At 62.1% G+C, this 23,902-nt stretch carries 20 protein-coding genes; 10 read left to right on the top strand and 10 right to left on the bottom strand.

Annotation, left to right across the window (positions count from 1 at the left end):
• Window positions 1-117: 117 nt before the first annotated feature.
• The 8 genes from M5C71_RS23935 to M5C71_RS23900 form a co-directional block, all read right to left on the bottom strand.
• Window positions 118-402 (bottom strand): hypothetical protein, encoded by a 285-nt coding sequence (locus M5C71_RS23935; RefSeq protein WP_103495189.1) that lies wholly within the window; start codon window positions 400-402, stop codon window positions 118-120.
• Window positions 403-748: 346 nt separating this feature from the next.
• On the bottom strand, window positions 749-1,753 hold the full coding sequence (locus M5C71_RS23930) for a PleD family two-component system response regulator (protein ID WP_103495188.1): 1,005 nt from the start codon (window positions 1,751-1,753) through the stop codon (window positions 749-751).
• A 51-nt stretch (window positions 1,754-1,804) separates the two neighbouring features.
• Window positions 1,805-2,815 carry a chemotaxis response regulator protein-glutamate methylesterase gene (locus M5C71_RS23925; protein ID WP_103495187.1) on the bottom strand — a complete coding sequence of 337 codons (1,011 nt, stop codon included), beginning with the start codon at window positions 2,813-2,815 and terminating at the stop codon, window positions 1,805-1,807.
• Window positions 2,812-5,112, bottom strand: a complete 2,301-nt coding sequence (locus M5C71_RS23920) for a hybrid sensor histidine kinase/response regulator (protein ID WP_248768878.1) — start codon at window positions 5,110-5,112, stop codon at window positions 2,812-2,814. Before M5C71_RS23920 ends, M5C71_RS23925 begins: the two co-directional genes overlap by 4 nt.
• Complete coding sequence (locus M5C71_RS23915) at window positions 5,109-5,795, bottom strand: chemotaxis protein CheW (protein WP_248768877.1); 687 nt, start codon at window positions 5,793-5,795, stop codon at window positions 5,109-5,111. The genes M5C71_RS23920 and M5C71_RS23915 overlap by 4 nt, the downstream gene beginning before the upstream one ends.
• A complete protein-coding gene (locus tag M5C71_RS23910; protein ID WP_103495184.1) occupies window positions 5,792-7,066 on the bottom strand; it encodes a protein-glutamate O-methyltransferase CheR in 1,275 nt (424 codons plus the stop codon). Before M5C71_RS23910 ends, M5C71_RS23915 begins: the two co-directional genes overlap by 4 nt.
• Window positions 7,063-7,581, bottom strand: coding sequence for a chemotaxis protein CheW (locus M5C71_RS23905; RefSeq protein ID WP_103495183.1), 519 nt, complete (start codon window positions 7,579-7,581; stop codon window positions 7,063-7,065). Before M5C71_RS23905 ends, M5C71_RS23910 begins: the two co-directional genes overlap by 4 nt.
• Window positions 7,581-9,203 carry a methyl-accepting chemotaxis protein gene (locus M5C71_RS23900; protein WP_248768876.1) on the bottom strand — a complete coding sequence of 541 codons (1,623 nt, stop codon included), beginning with the start codon at window positions 9,201-9,203 and terminating at the stop codon, window positions 7,581-7,583. The genes M5C71_RS23905 and M5C71_RS23900 overlap by 1 nt, the downstream gene beginning before the upstream one ends.
• A gap of 86 nt (window positions 9,204-9,289) precedes the next feature.
• Between M5C71_RS23900 and M5C71_RS23895 the strand changes: the two genes are divergently transcribed.
• The 9 genes from M5C71_RS23895 to M5C71_RS23855 all read left to right on the top strand — a co-directional run bounded on the left by M5C71_RS23895 (window position 9,290) and on the right by M5C71_RS23855 (window position 21,065).
• Window positions 9,290-10,957, top strand: coding sequence for a diguanylate cyclase (locus M5C71_RS23895; RefSeq protein WP_152740192.1), 1,668 nt, complete (start codon window positions 9,290-9,292; stop codon window positions 10,955-10,957).
• A gap of 97 nt (window positions 10,958-11,054) precedes the next feature.
• On the top strand, window positions 11,055-11,969 hold the full coding sequence (locus tag M5C71_RS23890) for a LysR family transcriptional regulator (RefSeq protein ID WP_100942371.1): 915 nt from the start codon (window positions 11,055-11,057) through the stop codon (window positions 11,967-11,969).
• Window positions 11,970-12,075: 106 nt separating this feature from the next.
• On the top strand, window positions 12,076-13,566 hold the full coding sequence (locus M5C71_RS23885) for a gamma-aminobutyraldehyde dehydrogenase (RefSeq protein ID WP_248768875.1): 1,491 nt from the start codon (window positions 12,076-12,078) through the stop codon (window positions 13,564-13,566).
• 87 nt (window positions 13,567-13,653) lie between these two features.
• Entirely contained in the window at window positions 13,654-14,805 is a 1,152-nt protein-coding gene (ydcS, locus tag M5C71_RS23880) for a putative ABC transporter substrate-binding protein YdcS (protein ID WP_103495179.1), read from the top strand.
• Window positions 14,806-15,106: 301 nt separating this feature from the next.
• Entirely contained in the window at window positions 15,107-16,132 is a 1,026-nt protein-coding gene (locus M5C71_RS23875; protein WP_248768874.1) for an ABC transporter ATP-binding protein, read from the top strand.
• A 1-nt stretch (window position 16,133) separates the two neighbouring features.
• Entirely contained in the window at window positions 16,134-17,081 is a 948-nt protein-coding gene (locus tag M5C71_RS23870; RefSeq protein WP_248768873.1) for an ABC transporter permease, read from the top strand.
• Window positions 17,071-17,895: an ABC transporter permease gene (locus M5C71_RS23865; RefSeq protein WP_248768872.1), complete on the top strand. Its 825-nt coding sequence runs from the start codon at window positions 17,071-17,073 to the stop codon at window positions 17,893-17,895. Before M5C71_RS23870 ends, M5C71_RS23865 begins: the two co-directional genes overlap by 11 nt.
• Before the next feature lie 162 nt (window positions 17,896-18,057).
• Window positions 18,058-19,482: a gamma-aminobutyraldehyde dehydrogenase gene (locus M5C71_RS23860; protein ID WP_152740187.1), complete on the top strand. Its 1,425-nt coding sequence runs from the start codon at window positions 18,058-18,060 to the stop codon at window positions 19,480-19,482.
• 101 nt (window positions 19,483-19,583) lie between these two features.
• Window positions 19,584-21,065 carry an amino acid permease gene (locus M5C71_RS23855; protein ID WP_103494924.1) on the top strand — a complete coding sequence of 494 codons (1,482 nt, stop codon included), beginning with the start codon at window positions 19,584-19,586 and terminating at the stop codon, window positions 21,063-21,065.
• Between the two features lie 63 nt (window positions 21,066-21,128).
• On the opposite strand, the gene M5C71_RS23850 is transcribed toward M5C71_RS23855, so the two are convergent.
• Window positions 21,129-21,755, bottom strand: coding sequence for an RloB family protein (locus M5C71_RS23850; RefSeq protein WP_248768871.1), 627 nt, complete (start codon window positions 21,753-21,755; stop codon window positions 21,129-21,131).
• Window positions 21,756-21,757: 2 nt separating this feature from the next.
• Complete coding sequence (locus M5C71_RS23845; protein WP_248768870.1) at window positions 21,758-23,017, bottom strand: ATP-binding protein; 1,260 nt, start codon at window positions 23,015-23,017, stop codon at window positions 21,758-21,760.
• Window positions 23,018-23,291: 274 nt separating this feature from the next.
• Between M5C71_RS23845 and M5C71_RS23840 the strand changes: the two genes are divergently transcribed.
• Complete coding sequence (locus M5C71_RS23840) at window positions 23,292-23,777, top strand: Bro-N domain-containing protein (protein ID WP_248768869.1); 486 nt, start codon at window positions 23,292-23,294, stop codon at window positions 23,775-23,777.
• Window positions 23,778-23,902: the final 125 nt, after the last annotated feature.

The raw sequence follows: 23,902 nt of genomic DNA, 5'->3' as shown, positions 1-23,902 counted from the left end.
TGTGTACGACACAAAACCTGTGGGAGCGGAGCTTGCCCGCGAAGAGGCCCTTGAGCCTTGCACTGCCCTTGCGGACGTCATCGCCAGCAAGCCGGCTCCCACACGAGTGATGTTTAGTCAGGAAACCGGGGCGCTGCGGGCTCGGTCGGTGAAGCGGCCCTGCATCGCGTCCAGCGCGTCGCAGCCATCCTGCAACAGCAGGTAAGAGGCACTGGCGAAGTGCTGAAGATCACGGTCGCAGGTGTTGCCGATGCTCATGCAAGTCAGGCTGTGGCTCAGGTCGCGGGCGGCCTTGATGCGCTGGATGGCACACTCATACAGGTCACGCACCGGGGCATCGAGATTGAGGTAGAGAACGGGGACTTCGGTGAGGTTGCTTTGTAGCGGACGAAAATTACTCATGGTGTTTCTCCCAAGAATGCAAAGGAGCTACCACCGACTACTGCGGCTAAACACTAGGGTGGCGGCTGTACGCGGGTTAGCCGACCGGGGCATTCTTGGAAAACCCGGCACATCCGAAGATGTCCCGCGCACAGCCGCCATTGCACAAAATGCCAAGCAGCAAAAAGCGCCGACATCATGATACGAGGGCGCTTGTGCGTCCATAAATGCCTTTCGACCGGCTAAGATCGATCACCGACACATCGGTGACGACCGAACTATAGTCCAGCCACTCACCCAATAGTCGCCGCTTTTACACCTTGAAATACGAGCCACTGCGGATGCCAGTAATGGCGATTTATCCGCCTCAACCAACCCCCACCTGATTACGCCCACTGTTCTTCGCCGAATACAGCCCCTTGTCCGCCGCCGAAATCAGATCGCGACAGTTGCTGCCCTGCTGCGGTATCACCGTGGACACCCCAATGCTGACCGTCAGCACCGCCCCCTCGCCCGGCATATTGTGGGGGATCTTCAGCCCCGCCACGGTCTGGCGCAGTTTTTCCGCCACCAGTCGCGCCCCGCCTTGGGAGGTGTTCGGCAGCACCAACGCAAACTCTTCGCCACCATAACGCGCCGGCAGGTCCGACGGCCGGCTGCTGGACTCACGGATCGTCTCCGCCACCTTGCGCAAGGCTTCATCGCCGTCCAGGTGGCCAAAGCTGTCATTGAAGGCTTTGAAATAGTCCACGTCGATCATCAGCAACGACATCTGCGTCTGCTCGCGCTGCGCCCTTCTCCACTCCAACTCCAGGTACTCGTCGAAGTGCCGACGGTTGGACAACCCGGTCAAACCGTCAGAGTTCATCAAACGCTGCAGCACCAGGTTGGTGTCGAGCAATTGCTGCTGGCTGACCCGCAACGCCCGATACGCCGCATCACGCTGCAACAAGGTCATGTAGGAGCGCGAGTGATAACGAATGCGCGCCACCAGTTCGATATTGTCCGGTAACTTGACCAGGTAATCGTTGGCCCCGGCGGCAAAGGCCGCGCTCTTGATCAACGGGTCTTCCTTGGTCGAAAGCACGATGATCGGAATGTCCTTGGTCGCCGGGTGATTGCGGTATTCGCGCACCAGGCTCAGGCCATCGAGGCCGGGCATCACCAGATCCTGCAGGATCACCGTCGGTTTGATGCGGATCGCCTGGGCAATCGCCTGGTGCGGATCAGCACAAAAGTGGAAATCGATATTGCTCTCAGTGGCCAATCCGCGCCGCACCGCCTCACCGATCATGGCCTGGTCGTCAACCAGCAACACCATCGCGGCGTTTTCGTCGGTGGTCTTGAAATCATACATCTGTAAATCATTCATACGCGGTCACCTGAAGTACTGCTTTCAAGCCAGGACTGCTGACTATAGAACTCATGTCGGAAATATCTCCAGCAAACGTGGAGCGATCTTGTTCAGTGGACGAATTTCAACAGCCGCATCGATAGCCGCCGCTGCCTTGGGCATGCCGTACACCGCACTGCTCAATTGGTCCTGGGCGATGGTCAGGTAGCCACGCTCGCGCATCAGCTTCAATCCCTGGGCACCGTCGCGCCCCATGCCCGTCAACAGCACACCCACCGCATCACCATTCCAGTAACTGGCGACACTCTCGAAAAACACATCGATGGAAGGCCGGTAGATCTCGTTCACGGGCTCGGCGGTATAGGCCAGGGTGCCGTTTTTCAACAAGCGGATATGGTGGTTCGTCCCAGCCAGCAGTACGGTGCCGCGTTGCGGCGCCTCGCCGTCGCGGGCCAGGCGCACCGGCAGGCCGCAGGCGCTGCTCAACCATTCGGCCATGCCGGCGGCAAATACCTGGTCGACATGCTGGACCAGAACGATCGCGGCGGAAAAATTAGCAGGCAAACCTTTCAGCAAGGTTTCCAAGGCCGCCGGCCCCCCGGCCGAAGAGCCGATGGCCACCAGCTTCTGTCGCGGACTGTCGTCCCGGGCCGGGCCGGGCACGCTGCGCACCTGGCTGCCGCGCTGGCCGATCAGCCAGCCGATATTGAGGATCTTGCGCAACAGCGGCGCCGCGGCTTCCTTCGGGTTGCCACCACCAATGGCCGGGGTATCGACCACATCCAGGGCACCGTGGCCCATGGCCTCGAACACCCGGTGCACGTTCTGTTGCCGGTCGACAGTGACAATGACAATGGCACACGGAGACTCGGCCATGATCCGCCGGGTAGCTTCGACGCCATCCATCACCGGCATGATCAGGTCCATCAGGATCAGGTCCGGGGTGTCCTCGGCGCAGTATTTCACCGCTTCGGCGCCATTGCCGGCGACCCAGATCACTTGGTGTGCCGGCTCGAACGCCAGGGCTCGACGCAACGCTTCTACCGCCATGGGCATATCGTTGACGATGGCGATCCTCATCCCTGGGCTCCCCCGATCAGCTCGACCACGGCATCCAGCAAGGCGTCGTCATGAAAACTGGCCTTGGCCAGATAATAGTCAGCTCCGGCGTCCAGTCCACGTCGACGGTCTTCTTCACGGTCCTTGTAGGACACCACCATGACCGGCAGCGACTGCAAGCGCGTGTCTTTACGCAAGAGTGTGACCAATTCAATCCCGTCCATTCGTGGCATATCGATATCGGTGATCAACAGGTCAAAGTCTTCGGCGCGCAGGGCGTTCCAACCGTCCATGCCATCCACCGCGACCGCCACCTCGTAACCCCGGTTGAGCAGCAATTTGCGTTGCAGTTCGCGCACGGTCAGGGAGTCGTCGACCACCAGCACGCGCTTGCGCACGGCCTCGCTGGCCTGGCGATTGCGCCGGTCGATACGTTCCAGGCGACCAGTGTTGAGCAGCTTGTCCACCGAGCGCAGCATGTCCTCGACGTCGACGATCAGCACCGCCGAACCGTCGTCGAGCAAGGCCCCGGCGGAAATATCCTGGACCTTGCCCAGGCGCGGGTCCAGCGGCAACACCACCAGGGTGCGCTCGCCGATAAAGCGCTCCACCTCGACCCCATAGACCGCATCACGCTCGCGGATCACCACGACCTTGAGGTTGCCATCATGGTGTTCGCTGGCCGGGCGCTGCAACAGCTGGCTGGCCGCCACCAGCCCGACATGCCGGCCTTCATGCCAGAAGTGCTGGCGCCCCTCGAGTTGCACAATGTCCTCGGGGGCCAGGTCGCACATGCGTTCGATATGGGCCAGGGGAAAGGCATAGGCCTCGCCACCGACTTCCACCAGCAGGCTGCGCACAACCGACAAGGTCAGCGGTACTTCGAGGTGGAAACGGCTGCCCTTCCCAGCCACCTGCTCCAGCACCACGGCACCGTGCAACTGGCGAACCATATGCTGCACGGCGTCGAGGCCGACCCCGCGCCCGGAGACTTCGGTGACCTTGTCCCGCAGGCTGAACCCCGGCAGGAAGAGGAAGCTCAGCAACTCCTCTTCGCTCAGTTGCGCGGCGGTCTCGACCGGGGACAAATGCCGGTCGACAACGCTGCGACGAACCCGCTCCAGGTCCACCCCGGCGCCGTCGTCGCTCAGTTGCAGCACCAGTAACCCGGCCTGGTGCGAGGCCCGCAGGCGAATCAGGCCTTCCGCCGGTTTCCCGGCCAGCACCCGCAACTCCGGGCTTTCGATGCCATGGTCCACGGCATTGCGCAGCAGATGGGTCAGCGGCGCTTCGAGCTTTTCCAGCACGTCGCGGTCGACCTGGGTTTTCTCCCCTTCGATTTCCAGACGCACCTGTTTGCCCAGGCTGCGGCCCAGGTCGCGGACCATCCGCACCTGACCGCTCAGCACATCGGCAAAGGGCCGCATACGACAAGCCAGGGCGGTGTCATACAGGACCTGGGCGCGCTGGCTGGACTGCCAGCCGAATTCGTCCAGTTCCAGGGTTTGCGCCGTCAGCATCTGCTGGGACTCGGCCAGCAAACGCCGGGCATCGCCCAGGGCCTCCTCGGCTTCCAGGCTCAGGCCGACGGTCTTCAAGTGATCGCTGAGCTGGTCCAAGGCGCGCAGGCCTTTGTCCTGCATGCGCCGCATCCGTTGCATCGTCGCCAGATAAGGCTTGATGCGCTGGGTTTCCACCAGGGACTTGCTCGACAGGTCGAGCAGGCTGTTCAAACGTTCGGCGGTGACCCGCAACACCCGTTCACCACCTTCGGCGACCCGACGGCCCGGGGGCGTCAGTTCCGGCGACGGGGGTTCCGCCAACGCGCTATCAAGAGGCAGAGCTTCAAGATCGGCGGCCACAGACGACGGCACGAACGCGACTTGCGCCGGCTCGGGCGCCACCGGCACCACCCGCGCAGTGGCCGCCGTCGGATCGAGCAACGCCTGCAACCGCAGGACATAGGCTTCGATCTCCACCGGCCCGACATTGGCGCTGGGCGTGGCGATGCGCATCAGCAAGTCAGTGCCGTGCAGCAAGGCGTCGATATGCTCCGCTTGCAGATACAACCGACCTTCCTGGGCGCTGACCAGGCAATCCTCCATCACATGGGCGACGCTGACCCCGGCATCCACGCCGACAATCCGCGCCGCGCCCTTGAGGGAATGGGCTGCACGCATGCAGGCTTCGAGCTGATCGGCCTGGGTCGGATTACGCTCCAGGGCCAGGAGGCCGGCGCTGAGCACCTGGGTCTGGGCCTCGGCCTCCAGACTGAACAGTTCCAGCAGCGACGAGTCGCGCATTTGATCGGGGGTCATGTGAAGCTCCGGGTCACGGCCGACAGCAATTGCTCTTCATCCAGCCAACGCAGGCTGCGCCCCCTGAACGGCAGTACACCACGGGTAAACCGCGCGCTGGCCTGGGGCCCGGCGGCGCTGGCATTGTCGAGCAGGCGCTGGTCGATGGCATGGATGCCGTCCACTTCATCCACCGGCAGCACCACCGGACCGCCCTGGGCGCCGACAATCAGCATGCGCGGCATGATCCGACCGCCTGGCGTGGCCGTGATCGAGGCGTCCAGCCCGAGCAACTCCACCAGTGACAGACAGGCCACCAGGGCACCGCGCACATTGGCCACACCGAGCAAGGCCCGCGAGCGCTGGTGCGGCAGGGAATGAATCGTCTGCAGCGGCGCGACTTCCACCAGGCAGCGGGTGGCCAGGCCCAGCCATTCCTCGCCGAGGCGGAACATCAGCAGCGAACGGGTGAGCACATCACTGGCGGCCTCGACCACCGCGCCCTGTTCGGGACGCTCCTGTTGCAACGAGTAACGGTCCAGCAGGCGCGTGGCCGCGGCGGAATACACCGCACAGTTGCGACAGTGGATATGTTCGATCAGCAGCGGGCAGGACTTGTCGCCGTGGATGCCGATGCGGTTCCAGCAATCGTCGATTTTCTCGGCGTCGTGGTGGGTCAGGTTCAGGTCTGTCAAACCGCTCATCGTTTACGCTCACTGTCAGCGGTGCGCTCGCTACGGGCGGCGCGTTCCTGCAATCGCCGGGCGCCTGCCACATCCCCCTGGGAAGCCAGCAGGGCCGCCAGGTGGACGAGGGCCTCGGGATGTTGCGGTTCCAGGTATAAAGCCTTGCGATAAAACCCCTGGGCCTCCAGCGCACTGCCGGCCACGTCGCTCAGCAGGCCCAGCCAGTAGAAGACCTGGGCCACCGGCTCGTGTTGGCGCAGGTAGGTTTCGCAGGCCTGGCGCGCCTGGGCGCCGTTGCCTTCGTTGGCCAGGGTGGCAATCCGCGCCAGCAGGCCGGCCGCGTCGTTCGAGACCAGCGACACTGGCGCGGCGGGCGTGAACACCGCGCTTGGGGCGAACGGTCGGCGCAGAGGCAACACCGGCGCGCTGACGGGTTGCGACACACGCACCGGCAAAGGCGGCGGGACGATCACCGGCAGGGGTTGGGGCTCGACTTCCGTCGCGCGGCGAAAGGCAAAGGACTGCGCCGCGCCGATGGAGCGCATGCCCATCCGCCCCAGCAGGTTGCCCTCGGCCGGGCCGATAAACAGCACACCATCAACATGGGTAAGGCGCTTGAGAATGTCGAAGACCTGGCGTTGCGTCGCCAGGTCGAAATAGATCAGCAGGTTGCGACAGAACACGAAGTCATAGACCTCGCCGACCCGCAACTCGGGGTCAAGCAGGTTGCCGCTCTGCAAACGCACCTGTTCGCGAACTCGCTCGCTGAGCCGGTAACCGTCCGCCAGGGCAGTGAAATGCCGCTCGCGAAACTCGAGACCCTGGCCGCGGAAGGAGTTCTTGCCGTACACCGCGCGCTTGGCCCGATCCACAGACAACGGGCTGACATCGATGCCGTCGACCTTGAACTGGTGCGGCGCCAAGCCTGCATCAAGCAGGGCCATGGCAATCGAATAGGGCTCTTCGCCGGTGGAACAGGGCAGGCTGAGGATCTTCAAGGCACGCATGCCCTTGATCTGTGCCAGCCGCTCGCTGGCCAGGCGCGCCAGGGTCGAAAAGGATTCCGGATAACGGAAGAACCAGGTTTCCGGGACAATCACCGCCTCGATCAACGCTTGCTGTTCCTCGCCGTTGGTCTGCAAGCGGGTCCAGTAGTGGTCCGCCGAGGGCATCTGCAACTGAGTACAACGCTGGCGCACGGCACGCTCGATAATCGCCGGGCCGACCGAAGCCACGTCGAGGCCGATGCGGTGCTTGAGGAAATCGAAAAAGCGCTGGTCGTCACTCATGGCCGCGCCTCATCCACCGTTGGAAACAGCAGCGCGCGCACCTCGGCATTGAGCAGGTCGTTGACCCGAATACGTTGCAGCAGGCCCTGGGCATCTTCGCGCACCGGCCCCAGGTAGGGCGCCGCGCGGTTGTCCAGGCCATAGGGCTGGAAGTCCGCCGGGTTGCAACGCAGGGTATCGGTGGCCTGTTCGAGAATCAGCCCGAGCAACTGCCCGGGCACCTCGTCGGCGGGACGGTAATGCACCAGCACCAACCGTGTGCTGGTACGCGCCGCCGCCGGTTCGCCGAAGGTCATGGCGCTGACGTCGATCACCGGGACCATCGCGCCACGATGGGCCAGCACTCCCGCGACCCAGGCCGGGGCCTGGGCAATCGGCTTGAGTTGCAGGCGCGGCAGCACCTCGACCACTTCCACGGCCTCCAGGGCAAAGCGTTCGCCCTGGATACGAAAGACCAGGAACAGGCTGTTCCTGGGCTGCGCGCTGGCGACGCGTTTCGCCCCCCACTCGCTCATCAGACTTTGAAACGCGAGACGCCGCTGCGCAGGCCCACCGCGACCTGGCTCAGCTCGTCGATGGCGAAACTGGCCTGGCGCAGGGATTCGACGGTCTGGCTGCTGGCATCGCCCAGTTGTACCAGGGCGAGGTTGATCTGTTCGGCACCGGTGGCCTGGGCCTGCATGCCTTCGTTGACCATCAGCACCCGCGGCGCCAGGGCCTGGACCTGATGGATGATCTGCGACAGTTGCTCGCCGACCTGCTGCACTTCGAACATGCCGCGGCGCACTTCCTCGGAGAACTTGTCCATGCCCATGACCCCGGCGGACACTGCCGACTGGATCTCGCGGACCATCTGTTCGATGTCGTAGGTGGCGACGGCGGTCTGGTCCGCCAGGCGCCGCACTTCGGTGGCGACCACGGCAAAACCGCGACCGTACTCACCGGCCTTTTCCGCCTCGATGGCGGCGTTGAGGGACAACAGGTTGGTCTGGTCGGCGACCTTGACGATGGTCACCACCACCTGATTGATGTTGCCGGCCTTCTCGTTGAGGATCGCCAGCTTGGCGTTCACCAGGTCGGCGGCGCCCATCACCGAGTGCATGGTTTCTTCCATGCGCGCCAGCCCTTGCTGGCCGGAACCGGCGAGCACAGAGGCCTGGTCGGCGGCGGTGGAGACTTCGGTCATGGTCCGCACCAGGTCGCGGGAAGTCGCGGCGATTTCCCGCGAGGTCGCGCCGATCTCGGTGGTGGTCGCGGCGGTTTCGGTGGCCGTGGCCTGCTGTTGCCTGGAGGTGGCGGCGATTTCCGTCACCGAGGTGGTGACCTGCACCGAAGAGCGCTGGGCCTGGGAAACCAGGGCCGTGAGCTCGGTCATCATGTCGTTGAAGCCGGTCTCCACCGCCCCGAACTCGTCCTTGCGCGCCAGGTTCAGGCGGCTGCTCAGGTCACCGGTACGCATGATTTCAAGAATTTCGACAATCCGCTGCATCGGCGCCATGATCGCTCGCATCAGCAGCAGGCCACAGAGGCCGGCGGCGATCACCGCGATCAGCAGGGAAACACCCATGCTGAGTTTCGCCGCTGACACGGCGGCGGAAATCGAGTCCGTGTCCTGGTCGGCGACGTCCTTGTTCTGGTTGATGATGTCATTGAGTTGCTTGCGACCTTCGGCCCAGGCAGGCGCCAATTGCTCGTTGAACATCCGGATAGCCTGGTCGTTCTGCTTGTGCTGATAGAGATCGAGCACGCTGGTCAGCAACTTGTCGTAAGCCACCCGCTCACGCTTGAATACGTCGAAGGCCGCTTGGTCTTCCTGGCTGAAAATGGTCTTCTGATAGTTCTCGATCTGCACGTTCAGACGGTTTTCGAAGTCCTTGAACTGCGCCTGGTCAGCGGCACTGATATCGCCGTCGGCGGTGAACCCCAGCAATTGCTGGGTCAGCACATAGCTGTCGACCCAGGCACTGCGGATCATGGTGCTGTAGTAGACCCCGGGAATGGCGTCGGTGCGCACACTCTCCTCGCTGGACTCGATCGACAGCAACCGGGAGTACGAAGCAACGACCATCAGCAGCATGATCGCGATGATGACGGCAAAGCTTGCCAATATTCGTTGGCGCAACGTCCAGTTCTTCACTCGCAGTCCTCTGGAACCATTCAAATGAAGGGCAGTATAGCCGAGCGTGTGTCATCCTTGAGTAATCCGTTCGAGGAACCCAAGCCATGCCCGTCCTGCCCAGCTTACGCAGTCGTTTTGCGTTGATGATCGCCGTGCTGGTCAGCCTGCTGAGCTGGTTGCTGGGTTCGTTCATCAGCCACGATTCCAATTCGCGGATGATCAACGAAATCGGCCAGGATCTCGGCGAAAACGCCTACCAGATGGCGGATCGGCTGGACCGCGACATGGCCAGCCGGATTCACCTGCTGAGCGTCATCAGCCGGCTACAGGTGATGCAACAAGCCTCGGATACCCCACAGATCCGTCACCTGCTCGATCATTTGCAGGAAGAATTCCCGAGTTTCGCCTGGGTGGGTTTCGTCGCGCCCGACGGCGTGGTCAAGGCCGCGACCCATGGCGTTCTCGAACAGTCCGATATCAGCGAACGTCCCGTGTTCAAACAGGGCCGGGAACGCTTGTTCGTCGGGGACGTGCATGATGCCAAGCTACTGTCCAGACTGTTGCCCAACCCCACTGGCGAGGCCATGAAGTTCGTTGACATCAGCCTGCCGGTGTTCAGCGACGAGTCCGTCAACCTATCGTCACAAAATAAAGTAGGGGTACTCGCGGCGCACCTCTCCTGGGGCTGGGCCGAAGAGCTGCGCCAATCCTTGTTCGAACCCCAGCAGGCCCGGCGCAAGGTGGAGTTTTTCGTACTCGCGGCCAACCATCAGATCATCCTCGGTCCCCGCGAGTCGATCGGCCAGGCATTGCCCCTGCCCTTGTTCGACAACCTCGACCCACAACAGACCCGCTGGGGCGTCCAGCGCTGGCCGGACGGCAACGACTATCTCACGGGGATTGCCATGAGCCACGGTTATGGCAGCTATGCAGGGCTGGGCTGGACCGTGGTCACGCGCCAGACGCTCGATGAAGCCTACGCCCCGGCCAAGGAATTGCAGCGTGACATCCTGGCCTGGGGCATTGCCCTGGCGGTGGTGATCGCCTTTGTCGGCTGGTTGCTGGCCACCTGGTTTACCCGACCGCTGCACGCTATCGCCCGGGCCGCCGACCGCTTGAGCCTCGGTGAATCCATGGAAATTCCCGAGGTCAGGGGCACCCGGGAAATCGCCCAGTTGAGCCAGTCGATCCGCCATCTGGTGGACAGCCTGAGCAATCAGCAGACCGCCCTGGGGATGATGGAAAGCCTGGCCCACCATGACGCCCTGACCGGCCTGCCGAACCGTGCCGCCCTGGAGAAATACCTGCCGCGCGCCCAGCAGCGCAGCCAGGCACAGAACCAATACCTGGCGTTGCTGTACCTGGACCTCGACGGTTTCAAGCCGATCAACGACCAGTTCGGCCACGCCGGCGGCGATGAGCTGCTCAGGGAAGTGGCAAGTCGCTTGCGCGTCTGCCTGCGCGAAGGCGATCTGGTGGCACGCCTGGGCGGCGACGAGTTCCTGATGGTGCTGCAAGTGCCCCGCCACGATGCCATTGACCAGGCACGCGGCATTGCCGAACGCGTGCTCGCCAGCCTGGGGCAATCCTTCCGGGTGCACGATGTCCCGGCCTGGATCGGTTGCAGCATCGGCGGCGCGTTGTGGCCCCTGGATGCTGCGGACCTGAGCGACGTGCTCGGCCTGGCGGACCAGGCCTTGTACCGCGCCAAGCATGCGGGCAAGGGCCAGGCGCACTTTCATGAAGCAGCAGAGGCTGGCGGGTCGCACTGAGGCGCCCACCACCTGCAAGGCCATCGATTAAAAAGATATACACTGGGTCGCATCCATAAAAACAACCCGCCGGCTAACCGGCATCGGTGCGCACCCCATGATGACCCTGCGTCAGATCCGTCACTTTATCGCCGTGGCCGAGACCGGCTCGATCTCGGCCGCCGCCCAGGCGGTGTTCATTTCCCAGTCGACCCTGACCCTGGCGATCCAGCAACTGGAACAGGAGATCGGCGTCAGCCTGTTCAACCGCCATGCCAAGGGCATGACCCTGACCCACCAGGGCCACCAGTTCCTGCGCCAGGCGCACCTGATCCTGGCCACCGTCGACAACGCCAAGCGCAGCCTGCAACAGAGCACCGACCAGGTGGCCGGGCAACTGACCATCGGCGTGACCAGCCTGGTGGCCGGCTACTACCTCGCCGACCTGCTGACCCGTTTCCAGCGCGCCTACCCCAATGTGGAAATCCGCGTGATGGAAGACGAGCGGCCCTATATCGAGCACTTGCTGGTCAGCGGCGAGATCGATGTCGGGGTGCTGATCCTCTCCAACCTCGAAGACCGCCACGCCCTGCAGACCGAGGTCCTGACCCACTCGCCCCATCGCCTGTGGCTGCCGGCCCAGCACCCGCTGCTGGAACACGACAGCATCAACCTGGCCGACGTCGCCCGCGAGCCGCTGATCCAGCTCAATGTCGATGAAATGGACCGCAATGCCCAGCGCATGTGGCGCGGCGCCGGCCTGCAACCGCGGATCACCTTGCGTACCGCGTCCACCGAGGCGGTGCGCAGTCTGGTGGCGGCCGGGCTGGGGGTGTCGATCCAGCCGGACATGACCTACCGGCCCTGGTCGCTGGAGGGCGACATCATCGAAGCCCGGCCGCTGGCCGACCTGAGCCAGACCCTCGACGTCGGCCTGGCCTGGCGCCGGGGCACCGCCCGACCGCCGCTGGTGGACCCGTTCCTGACCGTGGCCCGCGAACAACCCCACGGCGGCCGCAAGCCATCTATTTAATCGAACGCCGCATTCAGTATTTAGTATTTGTCGACCTCCCGTCCGCCCACTAGTCTCTTGCCATCCATCTAGAGAAAGGCCGGACTCCAGCGATAGGGGAAGCTCCATGGCCACACAAGAAAAGAGAACTCGCAAAATGGCTGGCGCACACCCGACCCCACTGTTCACCGCCTTGCTGATCGACGGTGAGCTCGTTGCCGGCCAGGGTTTTGTCGAGCCGATCCTCAACCCGGCCACGGGCGAGGTGCTCACCCATATCGCCGAAGCCAGCAGCGAACAGGTCGAAAGCGCCATCCTCGCCGCCCACCGGGCCTTTGCCGGCTGGTCGCGGACCACTCCGCAGCAACGGGCCAATATCCTCCTGGCCATTGCCGATGCGGTGGAAAAAAACGCCGACCTGCTGGCCCGCCTGGAATCGCTGAACTGCGGCAAGCCCCTGCACCTGGCCCGCCAGGACGACCTGAGCGCCACCGTCGACGTATTCCGCTTCTTCGCCGGTGCCGTGCGCTGCCAGACCGGTCAGTTGTCCGGCGAGTACCTGCCGGGCTACACCAGCATGGTCCGCCGCGACCCGATTGGCGTGGTGGCCTCCATTGCACCGTGGAACTACCCGATCATGATGGCCGCGTGGAAAATCGCCCCGGCCCTGGCCGCCGGCAACACCTTGGTGTTCAAGCCCTCGGAACACACACCGCTGTCGATCCTGGCCCTGGCGCCGGCCCTCGCCGAGCTACTGCCGCCGGGGGTGATCAATATCGTCTGCGGCGGTGGCGAAGGGGTCGGCAGCCATCTGGTCAGCCACCCGAAAGTGCGCATGGTGTCGCTGACCGGCGATATCGTCACCGGCCAGAAAATCCTCCAGGCCGCCGCCAAAAGCGTGAAGCGCACCCACCTGGAACTGGGCGGCAAGGCCCCGGTGATCGTCTGCAACGACGCCGACCTGCAGGCCGTGGTCGAAGGCGTGCGCAGCTACGGCTACTACAACGCCGGGCAGGATTGCACCGCCGCCTGCCGGATCTACGCCCAGGCCGGGATTCACGACAAATTGGTGGCCGAACTCGGCGCGGCGGTCAGCAGCCTGCGGTTTGCCGGCAAGCGCGACGCCGACAATGAAATCGGTCCGCTGATCAGCACCCGCCAGCGCGACCGCGTCGCCAGCTTTGTCGAACGCGCCCTCGGGCAACCGCATATCGAACGGGTCACCGGCGCGGCCGTACATTCCGGGGCCGGCTTCTATTACCAGCCGACCCTGCTCGCCGGTTGCAGGCAGAGCGACGAAATCGTCCAGCGCGAAGTGTTCGGCCCGGTGGTTACCGTGACCCGCTTCGACGAACTGAGCCAGGCGGTGGACTGGGCCAACGATTCGGAATACGGCCTGGCCTCGTCGGTCTGGACCCAGAACCTGGACAAGGCCATGCAGGTGGCTTCGCGCCTGCAATACGGCTGCACCTGGATCAACAGCCATTTCATGCTGGTCAGCGAAATGCCCCACGGCGGCCTGAAGCGCTCCGGTTACGGCAAGGATCTGTCCAGCGATTCGCTTCAGGACTACAGCGTGGTGCGGCACATCATGGCGCGCCACGGCCAGCATTTGTAAGACGCTCTACTCTAATAACCAGCCCGCAAACGGCACGCTGCATCACGTTCAACTGCCCCGACCATAATTAAAGAAGAGGGAATCCCCATGTTCGTGCACAAGACCGCACTGCTCAGTGCAATGACCACCGCGCTGCTGGCCAGCGTCTCGATCCAGGCCGCCGAGCCGCTGAAAGCCGTCGGGGCGGGCGAAGGCCAACTGGATATCGTCGCCTGGCCCGGCTACATCGAGCGCGGCGAAAGCGACAAGGCCTACGACTGGGTGACGGGTTTCGAGAAGGAAACCGGTTGCAAGGTCAGCGTGAAAACCGCGGCCACCTCCGATGAAATGGTCAGTCTGATGGCCAAGGGCGGTTATGACCTGGTCACCGCCTCCGGCGACGCCTCCCTGCGGCTGATCGTCGGCAAGCGTGTGCAACCGATCAACACCGCGTTGATCCCGAACTGGAAGAACCTCGACCCGCGTCTCAAGGATGCGCCGTGGTATGTGGTCAACAAGCAGACCTACGGCACGCCTTATCAGTGGGGCCCGAACGTGCTGATGTACAACACCAACGTGTTCAAGCAGGCACCGACCAGTTGGGGCGTGATCTTCGATCCGCAGAGCCTGCCGGACGGCAAGCCGAACAAGGGCCGCGTGCAGGCCTATGACGGCCCGATCTATATCGCCGACGCGGCGCTGTACCTGAAGTCGGCCAAGCCGGAACTGGGCATCCAGAACCCCTATGAACTGACCGAAACCCAGTACAAGGCCGTGCTCGACCTGCTGCGCGCGCAACAGCCGTTGATCCATCGCTACTGGCATGATGCGACCGTGCAGATGAGCGACTTCAAGAACGAGGGCGTCGCCGCCTCCAGTTCCTGGGGTTATATGGTCAACGGCTTGCAGGCGGACAAGCAGCCGGTGGCGTCGACCATTCCGAAGGAAGGCGTCACCGGCTGGGCCGACACCACCATGCTGCACGCCGATGCCAAGCACCCGAACTGCGCCTACAAGTGGATGGACTGGTCGTTGCAGCCCAAGGTCCAGGGTGATGTCGCGGCCTGGTTCGGCTCGTTGCCGGCGGTCCCGGCGGCGTGCAAGGAAAGCGAGTTGCTGGGGGCTGAAGGTTGCAAGACCAACGGCTTCGACCACTTCGACAAGATCGCCTTCTGGACCACTCCGCAGGCAGCGGGCGGCAAGTTCGTGCCGTACAGCCGCTGGACCCAGGATTACATCGCGATCATGGGAGGTCGTTGAGTCCCACGCGGTCCTGAACACAACCCGAAACCTGTAGGAGCAGAGCTTGCTCGCGAAGAGGCCCGTGAGGCCGCTAAAAGCTTCGCGGCGATGCGGCGTCCCGACAAGCCCTGCTCCTACAAGGGATCTGTGTCGCACACCGAGGTTGCGCACGACACAAATCCTGTAGGAGCCGGCTTGCCGGCGATGGCGTCCGAACAGGCGGCGCGCTGTGAGTCAGACCGCTCTCCACCGTTTCAGCTTTTTCAGAAGTCCAGGCCGGGCCGCTGCGGCGACCCACGCCTTCTCGGAGCACCGCATCATGACACTTGCAGTCCAGTTCACCCACGTTTCCCGTCAGTTCGGCGAAGTGAAAGCCGTTGACCGGGTTTCCATCGATATCCAGGACGGCGAGTTCTTTTCCATGCTCGGCCCTTCCGGCTCGGGCAAGACCACCTGCCTGCGCCTGATCGCCGGTTTCGAACAACCCAGCGCCGGCTCGATCCGCATCCATGGTGAAGAAGCCGCCGGTCTGCCGCCCTATCAGCGCGACGTGAACACGGTGTTCCAGGATTACGCGCTGTTCCCCCATATGAACGTGCGCGACAACGTCGCCTACGGTTTGAAAGTCAAAGGCGTCGGCAAGACCGAACGCCTGAACCGCGCCGAAGAAGCCCTGGGCATGGTCGCCCTGGCCGGCTACGGCGAGCGCAAGCCGGTGCAACTCTCCGGCGGCCAGCGCCAGCGTGTGGCCCTGGCCCGCGCCCTGGTCAATCGCCCCCGCGTGCTGCTGCTCGACGAACCCCTCGGCGCCCTCGACCTCAAGCTGCGCGAACAGATGCAGGGCGAGCTGAAAAAACTGCAACGGCAATTGGGCATCACCTTCATCTTCGTCACCCACGACCAGACCGAAGCCCTGTCCATGTCCGACCGCGTGGCCGTGTTCAACAAAGGCCGCATCGAACAGGTCGACAGCCCGCGCAACCTCTATATGAAACCAGCCACCGTGTTTGTCGCCGAGTTCGTCGGCACCTCCAACGTGATTCGCGGTGACCTGGCAAAACAGCTCTGTGGCAGCGACCTGCCGCTGTCGATCCGCCCGGAGCATGTGCGCTTCGCCGACGGCCCGGTGCAAGGCCATGAGGTCGAGATCAGTGGCCTGCTCCACGATATCCAGTACCAGGGCAGCGCCACCCGCTACGAACTGAAACTGGACAACGGCCAGACCCTGAATATCAGCCAGCCCAACAGCCAATGGCAGGCCATCCATACCGGGCACCAGGCCGGCCAGCGCATCACCGCGCGCTGGGCGCGGGAAGCCATGACCGTGCTGGCGAGCGAGGCCTGAGATGAACACCCTCGCCCTCCCCCAAGCGACCGCGGCCGGCTCGCCGATGCGGCGCTTCGCCAACCTGCTGTACCGCCGCCCCAACGTCTACCTGGCGCTGCTGCTGGTGCCGCCGCTGATCTGGTTCGGCGCGATCTACCTCGGCTCGCTGCTGACCCTGCTCTGGCAGGGGTTCTACACCTTCGACGACTTCACGATGGCGGTCACCCCGGACCTGACCCTGGCCAACTTCGCCGCCCTGTTCGCACCGTCGAACTTCGACATCATCCTGCGCACCCTGGGCATGGCGGTGGTGGTGTCCATCGTCGCCGGCCTTATCGCTTTCCCCATCGCCTACTACATGGCGCGCTACACCACCGGCAAGACCAAGGCGTTCTTCTACATCGCGGTGATGATGCCGATGTGGGCCAGCTATATCGTCAAGGCCTACGCCTGGACCCTGCTGCTGGCCAAGGGCGGCGTCGCCCAGTGGTTCGTCCAGCACCTCGGGCTGGAGCCGCTGTTGCAGTTCGTCCTGGGGATTCCCGGGGTTGGCGGTAGCACCTTGTCGACCTCGCACCTGGGACGCTGCCTGGTGTTCGTCTATATCTGGCTGCCGTTCATGATCCTGCCGATCCAGGCCTCCCTGGAGCGCCTGCCGCCGTCGCTGTTGCAAGCATCCGCGGACCTCGGCGCCAAGCCGCGCCAGACCTTTATGCAGGTGGTCCTGCCGCTGTCGATTCCGGGCATCGCGGCGGGGTCGATCTTCACCTTCTCGCTGACCCTGGGCGACTTTATCGTGCCGCAGCTTATCGGCCCGCCCGGCTACTTCGTCGGCAGCATGGTCTACGCCCAGCAGGGCGCCATCGGCAATATGCCGATGGCCGCGGCCTTCACCCTGGTGCCGATCGTGCTGATCGCTGTGTACCTGTCCATCGTCAAACGCCTGGGGGCCTTCGATGCGCTCTAATTCACAACATGGGGACAAGGCCTCCCTGGGTCTGCGCCTGGCCGCCTGGGGCGGGCTGGTGTTCCTGCATTTCCCGATCCTGATCATCTTCCTCTACGCCTTCAACACCGAGGACTCGGCCTTCAGCTTCCCGCCCCAGGGCTTCACCCTGAAGTGGTTCAGCGTGGCCTTCGCCCGGCCCGATGTACTGGAAGCCATCAAGCTGTCGTTGCAGATCGCCGCGATTGCCACGCTGATCGCCATGCTGCTCGGCACCCTGGCCTCGGCCGCCCTGTATCGCCGGGACTTCTTCGGCAAGCAGGGCATCTCGCTGATGCTGATCCTGCCCATCGCCCTGCCGGGGATCATCACCGGGATCGCCTTGCTGGCAACCTTCAAGACCCTGGGGATCGAGCCGGGGATGTTCACCATCATTGTCGGCCACGCGACCTTCTGCGTGGTGATCGTCTACAACAACGTCATCGCCCGCTTGCGGCGCACCTCCCACAGCCTGATCGAGGCCTCGATGGACCTGGGCGCCGACGGTTGGCAGACCTTCCGCTACATCGTCCTGCCGAACCTCGGCTCGGCGTTGCTGGCCGGCGGCATGCTGGCGTTTGCCCTGTCATTCGACGAGATCATCGTCACCACCTTTACCGCCGGCCATGAACGCACCTTGCCGATCTGGCTGCTCAACCAGCTCAGCCGGCCACGGGATGTGCCCGTGACCAACGTGGTCGCCATGCTGGTGATGATGATCACGATGCTGCCGATTCTCGGCGCCTACTACCTGACCCGTGGCGGCGAAAGCGTGGCGGGCAGTGGCGGCAAATAACCCATTTCCAAGGATCAACACCGAACCTGTAGGAGCAGGGCTTGCCGGCGATGGCGTCCTGATAGGCGATGCAGGGCTCAAGGGCCCCTTCGCGGGCAAGCCCTGCTCCTACAAAGGTTCGGTGTTTATCGAAATATCTGATTGCGTCATGAGGACACCCATATGCAAACCAAACTGCTGATCAACGGCCAACTCGTCAACGGCGAAGGCCCGGCCCAATCCGTATTCAACCCGTCCCTGGGCCGGGTGCTGGTGGATATCCACGAAGCCAGCGAAGCCCAGGTCGACGCCGCCGTGCGCGCCGCCGCCAGCGCTTTCGAAAGCTGGTCGCAGACCGCGCCGAAAGACCGCTCCCTGCTGCTGCTGAAACTGGCCGACGCCATCGAGGCCCATGGTCCGGAGCTGGCGAAACTGGAATCGGACAACTGCGGCAAACCCCTGAGCGCCGCCCTCAACGACGAGATCCCGGCCATCGCCGACGTGTTCCGCTTCTTCGCCGGTGCCAGCCGCTGCATGAGCGGTTCGGCGGCGGGCGAATATCTGCCCGGCCACACCTCGATGATCCGCCGCGACCCGGTGGGCGTGATCGCCTCCATCGCGCCGTGGAACTACCCGCTGATGATGGTCGCCTGGAAAATCGCCCCGGCCCTGGCCGCCGGCAATACCGTGGTGCTCAAACCCTCGGAACAGACCCCGCTGACCGCCCTGCGCCTGGCCGAACTGGCGGCGCAGATCTTCCCCGCCGGCGTGCTCAACCTGGTCTTCGGCCGCGGCCCGACCGTGGGCAATCCGCTGGTGACCCATCCGCAAGTGCGCATGGTCTCGCTGACCGGTTCCATCGCCACCGGCTCGCACATCATTTCCAGCACCGCCGACAGCGTCAAGCGCATGCATATGGAGCTGGGTGGCAAGGCCCCGGTGATCATCTTCGACGACGCCGATATCGACGCCGCCGTGGAGGGCATCCGCACCTTCGGTTTCTACAATGCCGGCCAGGACTGCACCGCCGCCTGCCGGGTCTACGCCCAGGCGGGGATCTACGAGAAGTTTGTCGAGAAACTCGGCGCGGCGGTCAGCACCATCAAGTACGGCTTGCAGGACGATCCGGAAACCGAGCTGGGCCCGCTGATCACCGCGCAGCACCGTGACCGCGTGGCCGGCTTTGTCGAGCGCGCACTGGCCCAGTCGCATATCCGCCTGGTCACCGGTGGCAAGACGGTGCCCGGCAATGGCTTCTTCTTCGAACCAACGGTCCTCGCCGATGCCCAGCAGGATGACGAAATCGTCCGCCGAGAGGTATTCGGGCCGGTGGTGTCGGTGACGAAGTTTTCCGATGAAGCCCAGGTACTGGGTTGGGCCAACGATTCGGATTACGGCCTGGCATCGTCGGTATGGACCGCCGACGTCGGTCGCGCCCACCGTCTGGCGGCCCGTTTGCAGTACGGCTGCACCTGGGTCAATACCCACTTCATGCTGGTCAGCGAAATGCCCCATGGCGGGCAGAAACTGTCCGGTTATGGCAAGGACATGTCCATGTACGGGCTGGAAGACTACACCACCGTGCGCCATGTGATGTTCAAGCACTAAGTACCAACCCACCAAAACAATACCGAACCGGGACGGGCCGTCATGGCCCGGCCACGGTTTCGGACACCTGAAATCTGCCGATTTTCCGGAGCAATACCGTCATGACTGCACAACCCCATCTCGGCGCAGCCGCCGACAGCGATGCCGAACAGCTGCGCAAACTGGGCTACACCTCGAACTTCAATCGCAGCATGAGCCTGTGGGAAAACTTCGCCCTGGGCTTTACCTACCTCTCGCCGGTGGTCGGCGTCTACACCCTGTTCGGCCTGTGCCTGGCCGCCGGCGGCCCGCCGATGTTCTGGGCCTATCTGCTGGTGGGCTGTGGACAACTGCTGGTGTGCCTGATCTTCGGTGAAGTGGTCTCGCAATTCCCGATTTCCGGTGGCGTCTATCCGTGGGCCCGGCGCCTGGTGGGTAAACGCTGGGCGTGGATGGTCGGCTGGATCTACTCCATCGCCCTCTGTGTGACCATTGCCGCCGTAGCCGTGGGTGCCGGCCCTTACCTGGCGGCGATGCTCGGTTTCGAACCGAGCAACAATACCAATATCGTCATCGCCCTGGTGCTGACACTGTTCGCCACCCTGGTCAACCTCAGCGGTACCAAGGTCCTGGCGCGCATCGCCATGTTCGGCTTTCTCTGCGAACTGGTCGGTGCGGTGATCGTCGGCGTCTACCTGCTGGTGTTCGAGCGTCACCAGCCGATCAGCGTGCTGTTCAACACCTTCGATATCCGCGTCGACGGCTCCTACCTGCCGGCGTTCCTCACCGCGTCCCTGGCGGGCATGTTCCTCTACTACGGCTTCGAAGCCTGCGGCGATGTGGCCGAGGAAACCCCGAATCCGAGCAAGCAGATCCCGGTGGCCATGCGCATGACCATCTATATCGGCGGTATCGCGGCGATGTTCGCCTGCCTGGCGCTGATCCTCGCCGTGCCGGACATGCAGGCGGTGATCAACGGCACCGACAAGGACCCGGTGACCACCATCCTCAACAACGCCTTCGGCAGCGTCGGTTCGAAAGTGGTGATGGGCGTGGTGATGATTTCCTTCATTTCCTGCGTCATCAGCCTGCAAGCAGCCGCCAGCCGTCTGCTGTACTCCTACGCCCGGGATGAAATGGTCATCGGCAGCAGCCTGCTCAAGCGGCTTTCACCGACCACCCAGGTGCCGGTGGCGGCACTGTTCGTCTCCGGCGTCCTGCCGGCGCTGATCATCGCTCTCGGTTTCTTCCTGCAGGACGCGGTGGCGACCATCGTCAGCTTCGCCGCCATCGGCATCTACCTGGCCTTCCAGATGATCGTGCTGGCCGCCCTGTTCGCCCGGGCGCGCGGCTGGAAACCCAGCGGCAAGTTCACCTTGGGCGCCTGGGGCCTGCCGGTGAATATCGGTGCGCTGGTCTACGGCGTCGGCGCCATCGTCAACATGGCCTGGCCGCGCACCCCGGATGCGGCGTGGTACATCAACTACGCCATGGTCCTGAGCACCGCCATCGTCATCGGTCTCGGCCTGCTCTATATGTGGCTGGGCAAGCCTTATGACCGTGGCACTGCGCCGGCGGGCGATGCCTGGAAAATCGGTCGGTAACGGCAAGCACTGAAATGGAATAGCGCAATGCATGGCCCCGCCTGTGAATTAGGCGGGGCTTTTTTAGATCAGTTGCGGCTTGGACAGGCTTTCGAATTCATCCATCAGAAGATGAATTTCGGTGCTGGGATTAAGCTCACCATCCCTGGCTGCTTCATCAAGAATACGGGGCGCGAGCTTTCTGGCCTGAGTGAAAGGAGCCCCCAGCAGTTTCCCAAAATAGCTGGTTTCGCGGCCTTTCTCGTAAGCAGCCATTTCCGCTTTTTCCCGCAGTTTCCTGGAAACCTGGTCGGCTGGGGAATATTTGCCCGCTGCGGCAAAGGGCTGCCGGTTGTAGCCGAAATGGAGCAACAGCCAGAATTCGAAGCAGGGGAATGATTTGATGACCTTGATCTTTCGATGAGGCTTCGCTAAATCCAACGCCCTATCGAAACAGAGATGGGTATCCCTATCCAGGGCACAGAACACTTTATCAAAGCTCTTCTGGCGTTCAATCGCTCTTTCCACGATGCCACTGGGATGAGTCACCCCGCAGTGAGCAATTTCAACCTGCGCATGAGCACGAAAGTGAAAAGCAGCATCCTCCAGATAACGCTTCCCTGACTTGCTGTCTTCACACAGGATCAACACTTTCGGCTGCGGCTTGAACCGCGAATCCTTTCGCTTGAATGAGTTTGCCGAGCGCGCCATGGTTACTTCCTCCTGATCAGCGGCAGACCACGGTAGCGGCCTTCAAAATAGCGCTTTTCGACATCCTCGCCCTCGCGCCCCTCGAAATCGTGAATGGAGAATAAATTCGTGGCGCCGTTGGCATCCCGCTCGGTAATCCAGAATTGATCCCGACGAAGGATTTTGGCGTTCATGAGATGAGTATCATGCGTTGTGAAAATCAATTGAGTCTCCAAGCCAATATCCAAATGCTTTTCTATCAGGTCGGCCACGATATCTGGATGAAGACTGCTATCAAGTTCATCTACCACCAGAACTCCGCTGCTATGTTGCAACGGTAAACTCAAGCTGGTCCACGGCAACCAAAAGCCAATTAAATTTTTGGTTCCACCCGACTCCTCGGAGAACTCAAACTCAGCCTCTCCTAACAAGCTGCGGTGTGTCAGAGTTGTACGGACTTCCCCACCTGGTGCTACGCTATGTTCAGATACATTTTTTCCAACCGACTCCATTCGTTCCGCCTCTCCCTCATCAACCCGAATTTTTGAAATCGGCACATCAACTTCTTGTAGAAAACCGGCTAAATTGCTGGCCAGTTCATCATTATTTTTCAAGATGCGCATAGAGATATTTGACCATCCAGGCATGGTGCCCTGCGCCAAGACAGTAAGATTTCTTGCAAACCACTCAAAAGGCGCTCTCAACTGCACCAAGTCTTCACTGCTATTTGCAACAGCCTGGGCAATAAACAACACCCTTGGACTCGTCAGCCTTTGCCATATCCGATGTATATCTTTTCCGCCTTCAAGCCCTTCGCCAAAAATGTACACCTCCCCAGTACTGTCAAGCCTCCGCTCATACAACAAAGTTTCCTTGCCCCTAGGAAAAAAAACCAATTTTTCATCAACAATACGCTTTTCAGTCAACCCAACATTAAACTGATAACGATTTCCACCTTTGATGAAATTGTACTCAAATCGACTAGGTTCCTCCTTCAGAGAGGCGTCGAACCGAAATGGTTTAACGGGCAAAAGACTTTCAGTGGCACTCGGCGCTGACGTTATTAACTTACGAACAACGTCCAATGCCTCCAGTAGAGATGACTTACCCGATGCATTGGGTCCATAGATAGCCGCTACTTTCAGCAGGTCGGGGAATTTTTCGCCGGTCACAGGCGCCTTGACCACATTCCGCTTCTTGCTAAGGCGTGGTGTAGCCACCATCGAGAGAGTTTTCTTCTCCCGAAACGAGCGGAAATTGGAGACTGAGAATTCGATAAGCATGTAGAAAACCCGCATTTCACGCGAAAAATTGCACTAAATATAGCCATATTTTCACAGGAAGTGCAGTTTTTCTGTAGTTCGTAAAAAATCACCGCACCTAAGGTTTTCCTACGAGCCTACCAGACACATCTCGCGCCCACTGCTGACCAAGAAGAATTGCACAAGCCCGCAACCTCTATAGGCTTCACATGATCGTTGCCAACTCAGCAAACCGGTGTCGAAGCCGGAAGATCATCAACATGGCGTAGCTCAACTTTTTCTTGGAGACTACCCCATGAACAACGTTTTCAAACCCACCGTTTTCCCACGCCACAACCGCTTCCTCAACGCGCTAATGCTGAGCAACCAAGCATGGTTCTGCATCCGAGATCTCGCCCGCTTAATGGGCCGTCCCCTGGACGAGCGTATGACGCGCAAACTCGACCCCGACCAGCATCGCTACATCTGGCTACTCAAAGCCGGACTGCTCACTCGCAGTCTGATGGTCAGTGAATCAGCTGTGTACGCGCTGCTGATCCAGCACTACATCCCGGAAAACCGCAGCTTGCGGCAATGGCTGAGCAATGAGGTGGTTCCGGCTCTACGTGGAGAGCAACCGCCGCAGGCATCGAATATGCCCAGCCTCAGTACCTTGCAATGGGCTGGGATGTCAGTGCGGCTGCTGCACTGGCAGGACGAGCCGTGGATCAAATGGCGGGATATGCCCGATCTGCTTCAAACAACGCAGTGCCCACCAGAGCTTGAGCAGGTAGCAAGGTAGGAAAAAAGGAGCTGGGCGGCTGCTCTTCGACCGCCCAGCGTTACAGCACGAGGACACCCAGCACCACAGGCAAAATGATCCATATAAAGATCATCAAGCCTATCCGTGATCTTTATATGGATCAT

Source organism: Pseudomonas sp. MWU12-2345, from assembly GCF_023242385.1.
Lineage (GTDB): Bacteria > Pseudomonadota > Gammaproteobacteria > Pseudomonadales > Pseudomonadaceae > Aquipseudomonas > Aquipseudomonas gingeri_D.
The sequence above is the reverse complement of the archived record's forward strand: the minus strand, read 5'-3'. Positions and strand labels throughout refer to the sequence as shown.

Excerpts from the sequence above, each read along its gene's own strand:
- M5C71_RS23935 (WP_103495189.1), bottom strand. The coding sequence starts at position 402 with ATGAGTAATTTTCGTCCGCTACAAAGCAACCTCACCGAAGTCCCCGTT.
- M5C71_RS23930 (WP_103495188.1), bottom strand. The coding sequence starts at position 1,753 with ATGAATGATTTACAGATGTATGATTTCAAGACCACCGACGAAAACGCC.
- M5C71_RS23925 (WP_103495187.1), bottom strand. The coding sequence starts at position 2,815 with ATGAGGATCGCCATCGTCAACGATATGCCCATGGCGGTAGAAGCGTTG.
- M5C71_RS23920 (WP_248768878.1), bottom strand. The coding sequence starts at position 5,112 with ATGACCCCCGATCAAATGCGCGACTCGTCGCTGCTGGAACTGTTCAGT.
- M5C71_RS23915 (WP_248768877.1), bottom strand. The coding sequence starts at position 5,795 with ATGAGCGGTTTGACAGACCTGAACCTGACCCACCACGACGCCGAGAAA.
- M5C71_RS23910 (WP_103495184.1), bottom strand. The coding sequence starts at position 7,066 with ATGAGTGACGACCAGCGCTTTTTCGATTTCCTCAAGCACCGCATCGGC.
- M5C71_RS23905 (WP_103495183.1), bottom strand. The coding sequence starts at position 7,581 with ATGAGCGAGTGGGGGGCGAAACGCGTCGCCAGCGCGCAGCCCAGGAAC.
- M5C71_RS23895 (WP_152740192.1), top strand. The coding sequence starts at position 9,290 with ATGCCCGTCCTGCCCAGCTTACGCAGTCGTTTTGCGTTGATGATCGCC.
- M5C71_RS23890 (WP_100942371.1), top strand. The coding sequence starts at position 11,055 with ATGATGACCCTGCGTCAGATCCGTCACTTTATCGCCGTGGCCGAGACC.
- M5C71_RS23885 (WP_248768875.1), top strand. The coding sequence starts at position 12,076 with ATGGCCACACAAGAAAAGAGAACTCGCAAAATGGCTGGCGCACACCCG.
- ydcS (WP_103495179.1), top strand. The coding sequence starts at position 13,654 with ATGTTCGTGCACAAGACCGCACTGCTCAGTGCAATGACCACCGCGCTG.
- M5C71_RS23875 (WP_248768874.1), top strand. The coding sequence starts at position 15,107 with ATGACACTTGCAGTCCAGTTCACCCACGTTTCCCGTCAGTTCGGCGAA.
- M5C71_RS23870 (WP_248768873.1), top strand. The coding sequence starts at position 16,134 with ATGAACACCCTCGCCCTCCCCCAAGCGACCGCGGCCGGCTCGCCGATG.
- M5C71_RS23865 (WP_248768872.1), top strand. The coding sequence starts at position 17,071 with ATGCGCTCTAATTCACAACATGGGGACAAGGCCTCCCTGGGTCTGCGC.
- M5C71_RS23860 (WP_152740187.1), top strand. The coding sequence starts at position 18,058 with ATGCAAACCAAACTGCTGATCAACGGCCAACTCGTCAACGGCGAAGGC.
- M5C71_RS23855 (WP_103494924.1), top strand. The coding sequence starts at position 19,584 with ATGACTGCACAACCCCATCTCGGCGCAGCCGCCGACAGCGATGCCGAA.
- M5C71_RS23850 (WP_248768871.1), bottom strand. The coding sequence starts at position 21,755 with ATGGCGCGCTCGGCAAACTCATTCAAGCGAAAGGATTCGCGGTTCAAG.
- M5C71_RS23845 (WP_248768870.1), bottom strand. The coding sequence starts at position 23,017 with ATGCTTATCGAATTCTCAGTCTCCAATTTCCGCTCGTTTCGGGAGAAG.
- M5C71_RS23840 (WP_248768869.1), top strand. The coding sequence starts at position 23,292 with ATGAACAACGTTTTCAAACCCACCGTTTTCCCACGCCACAACCGCTTC.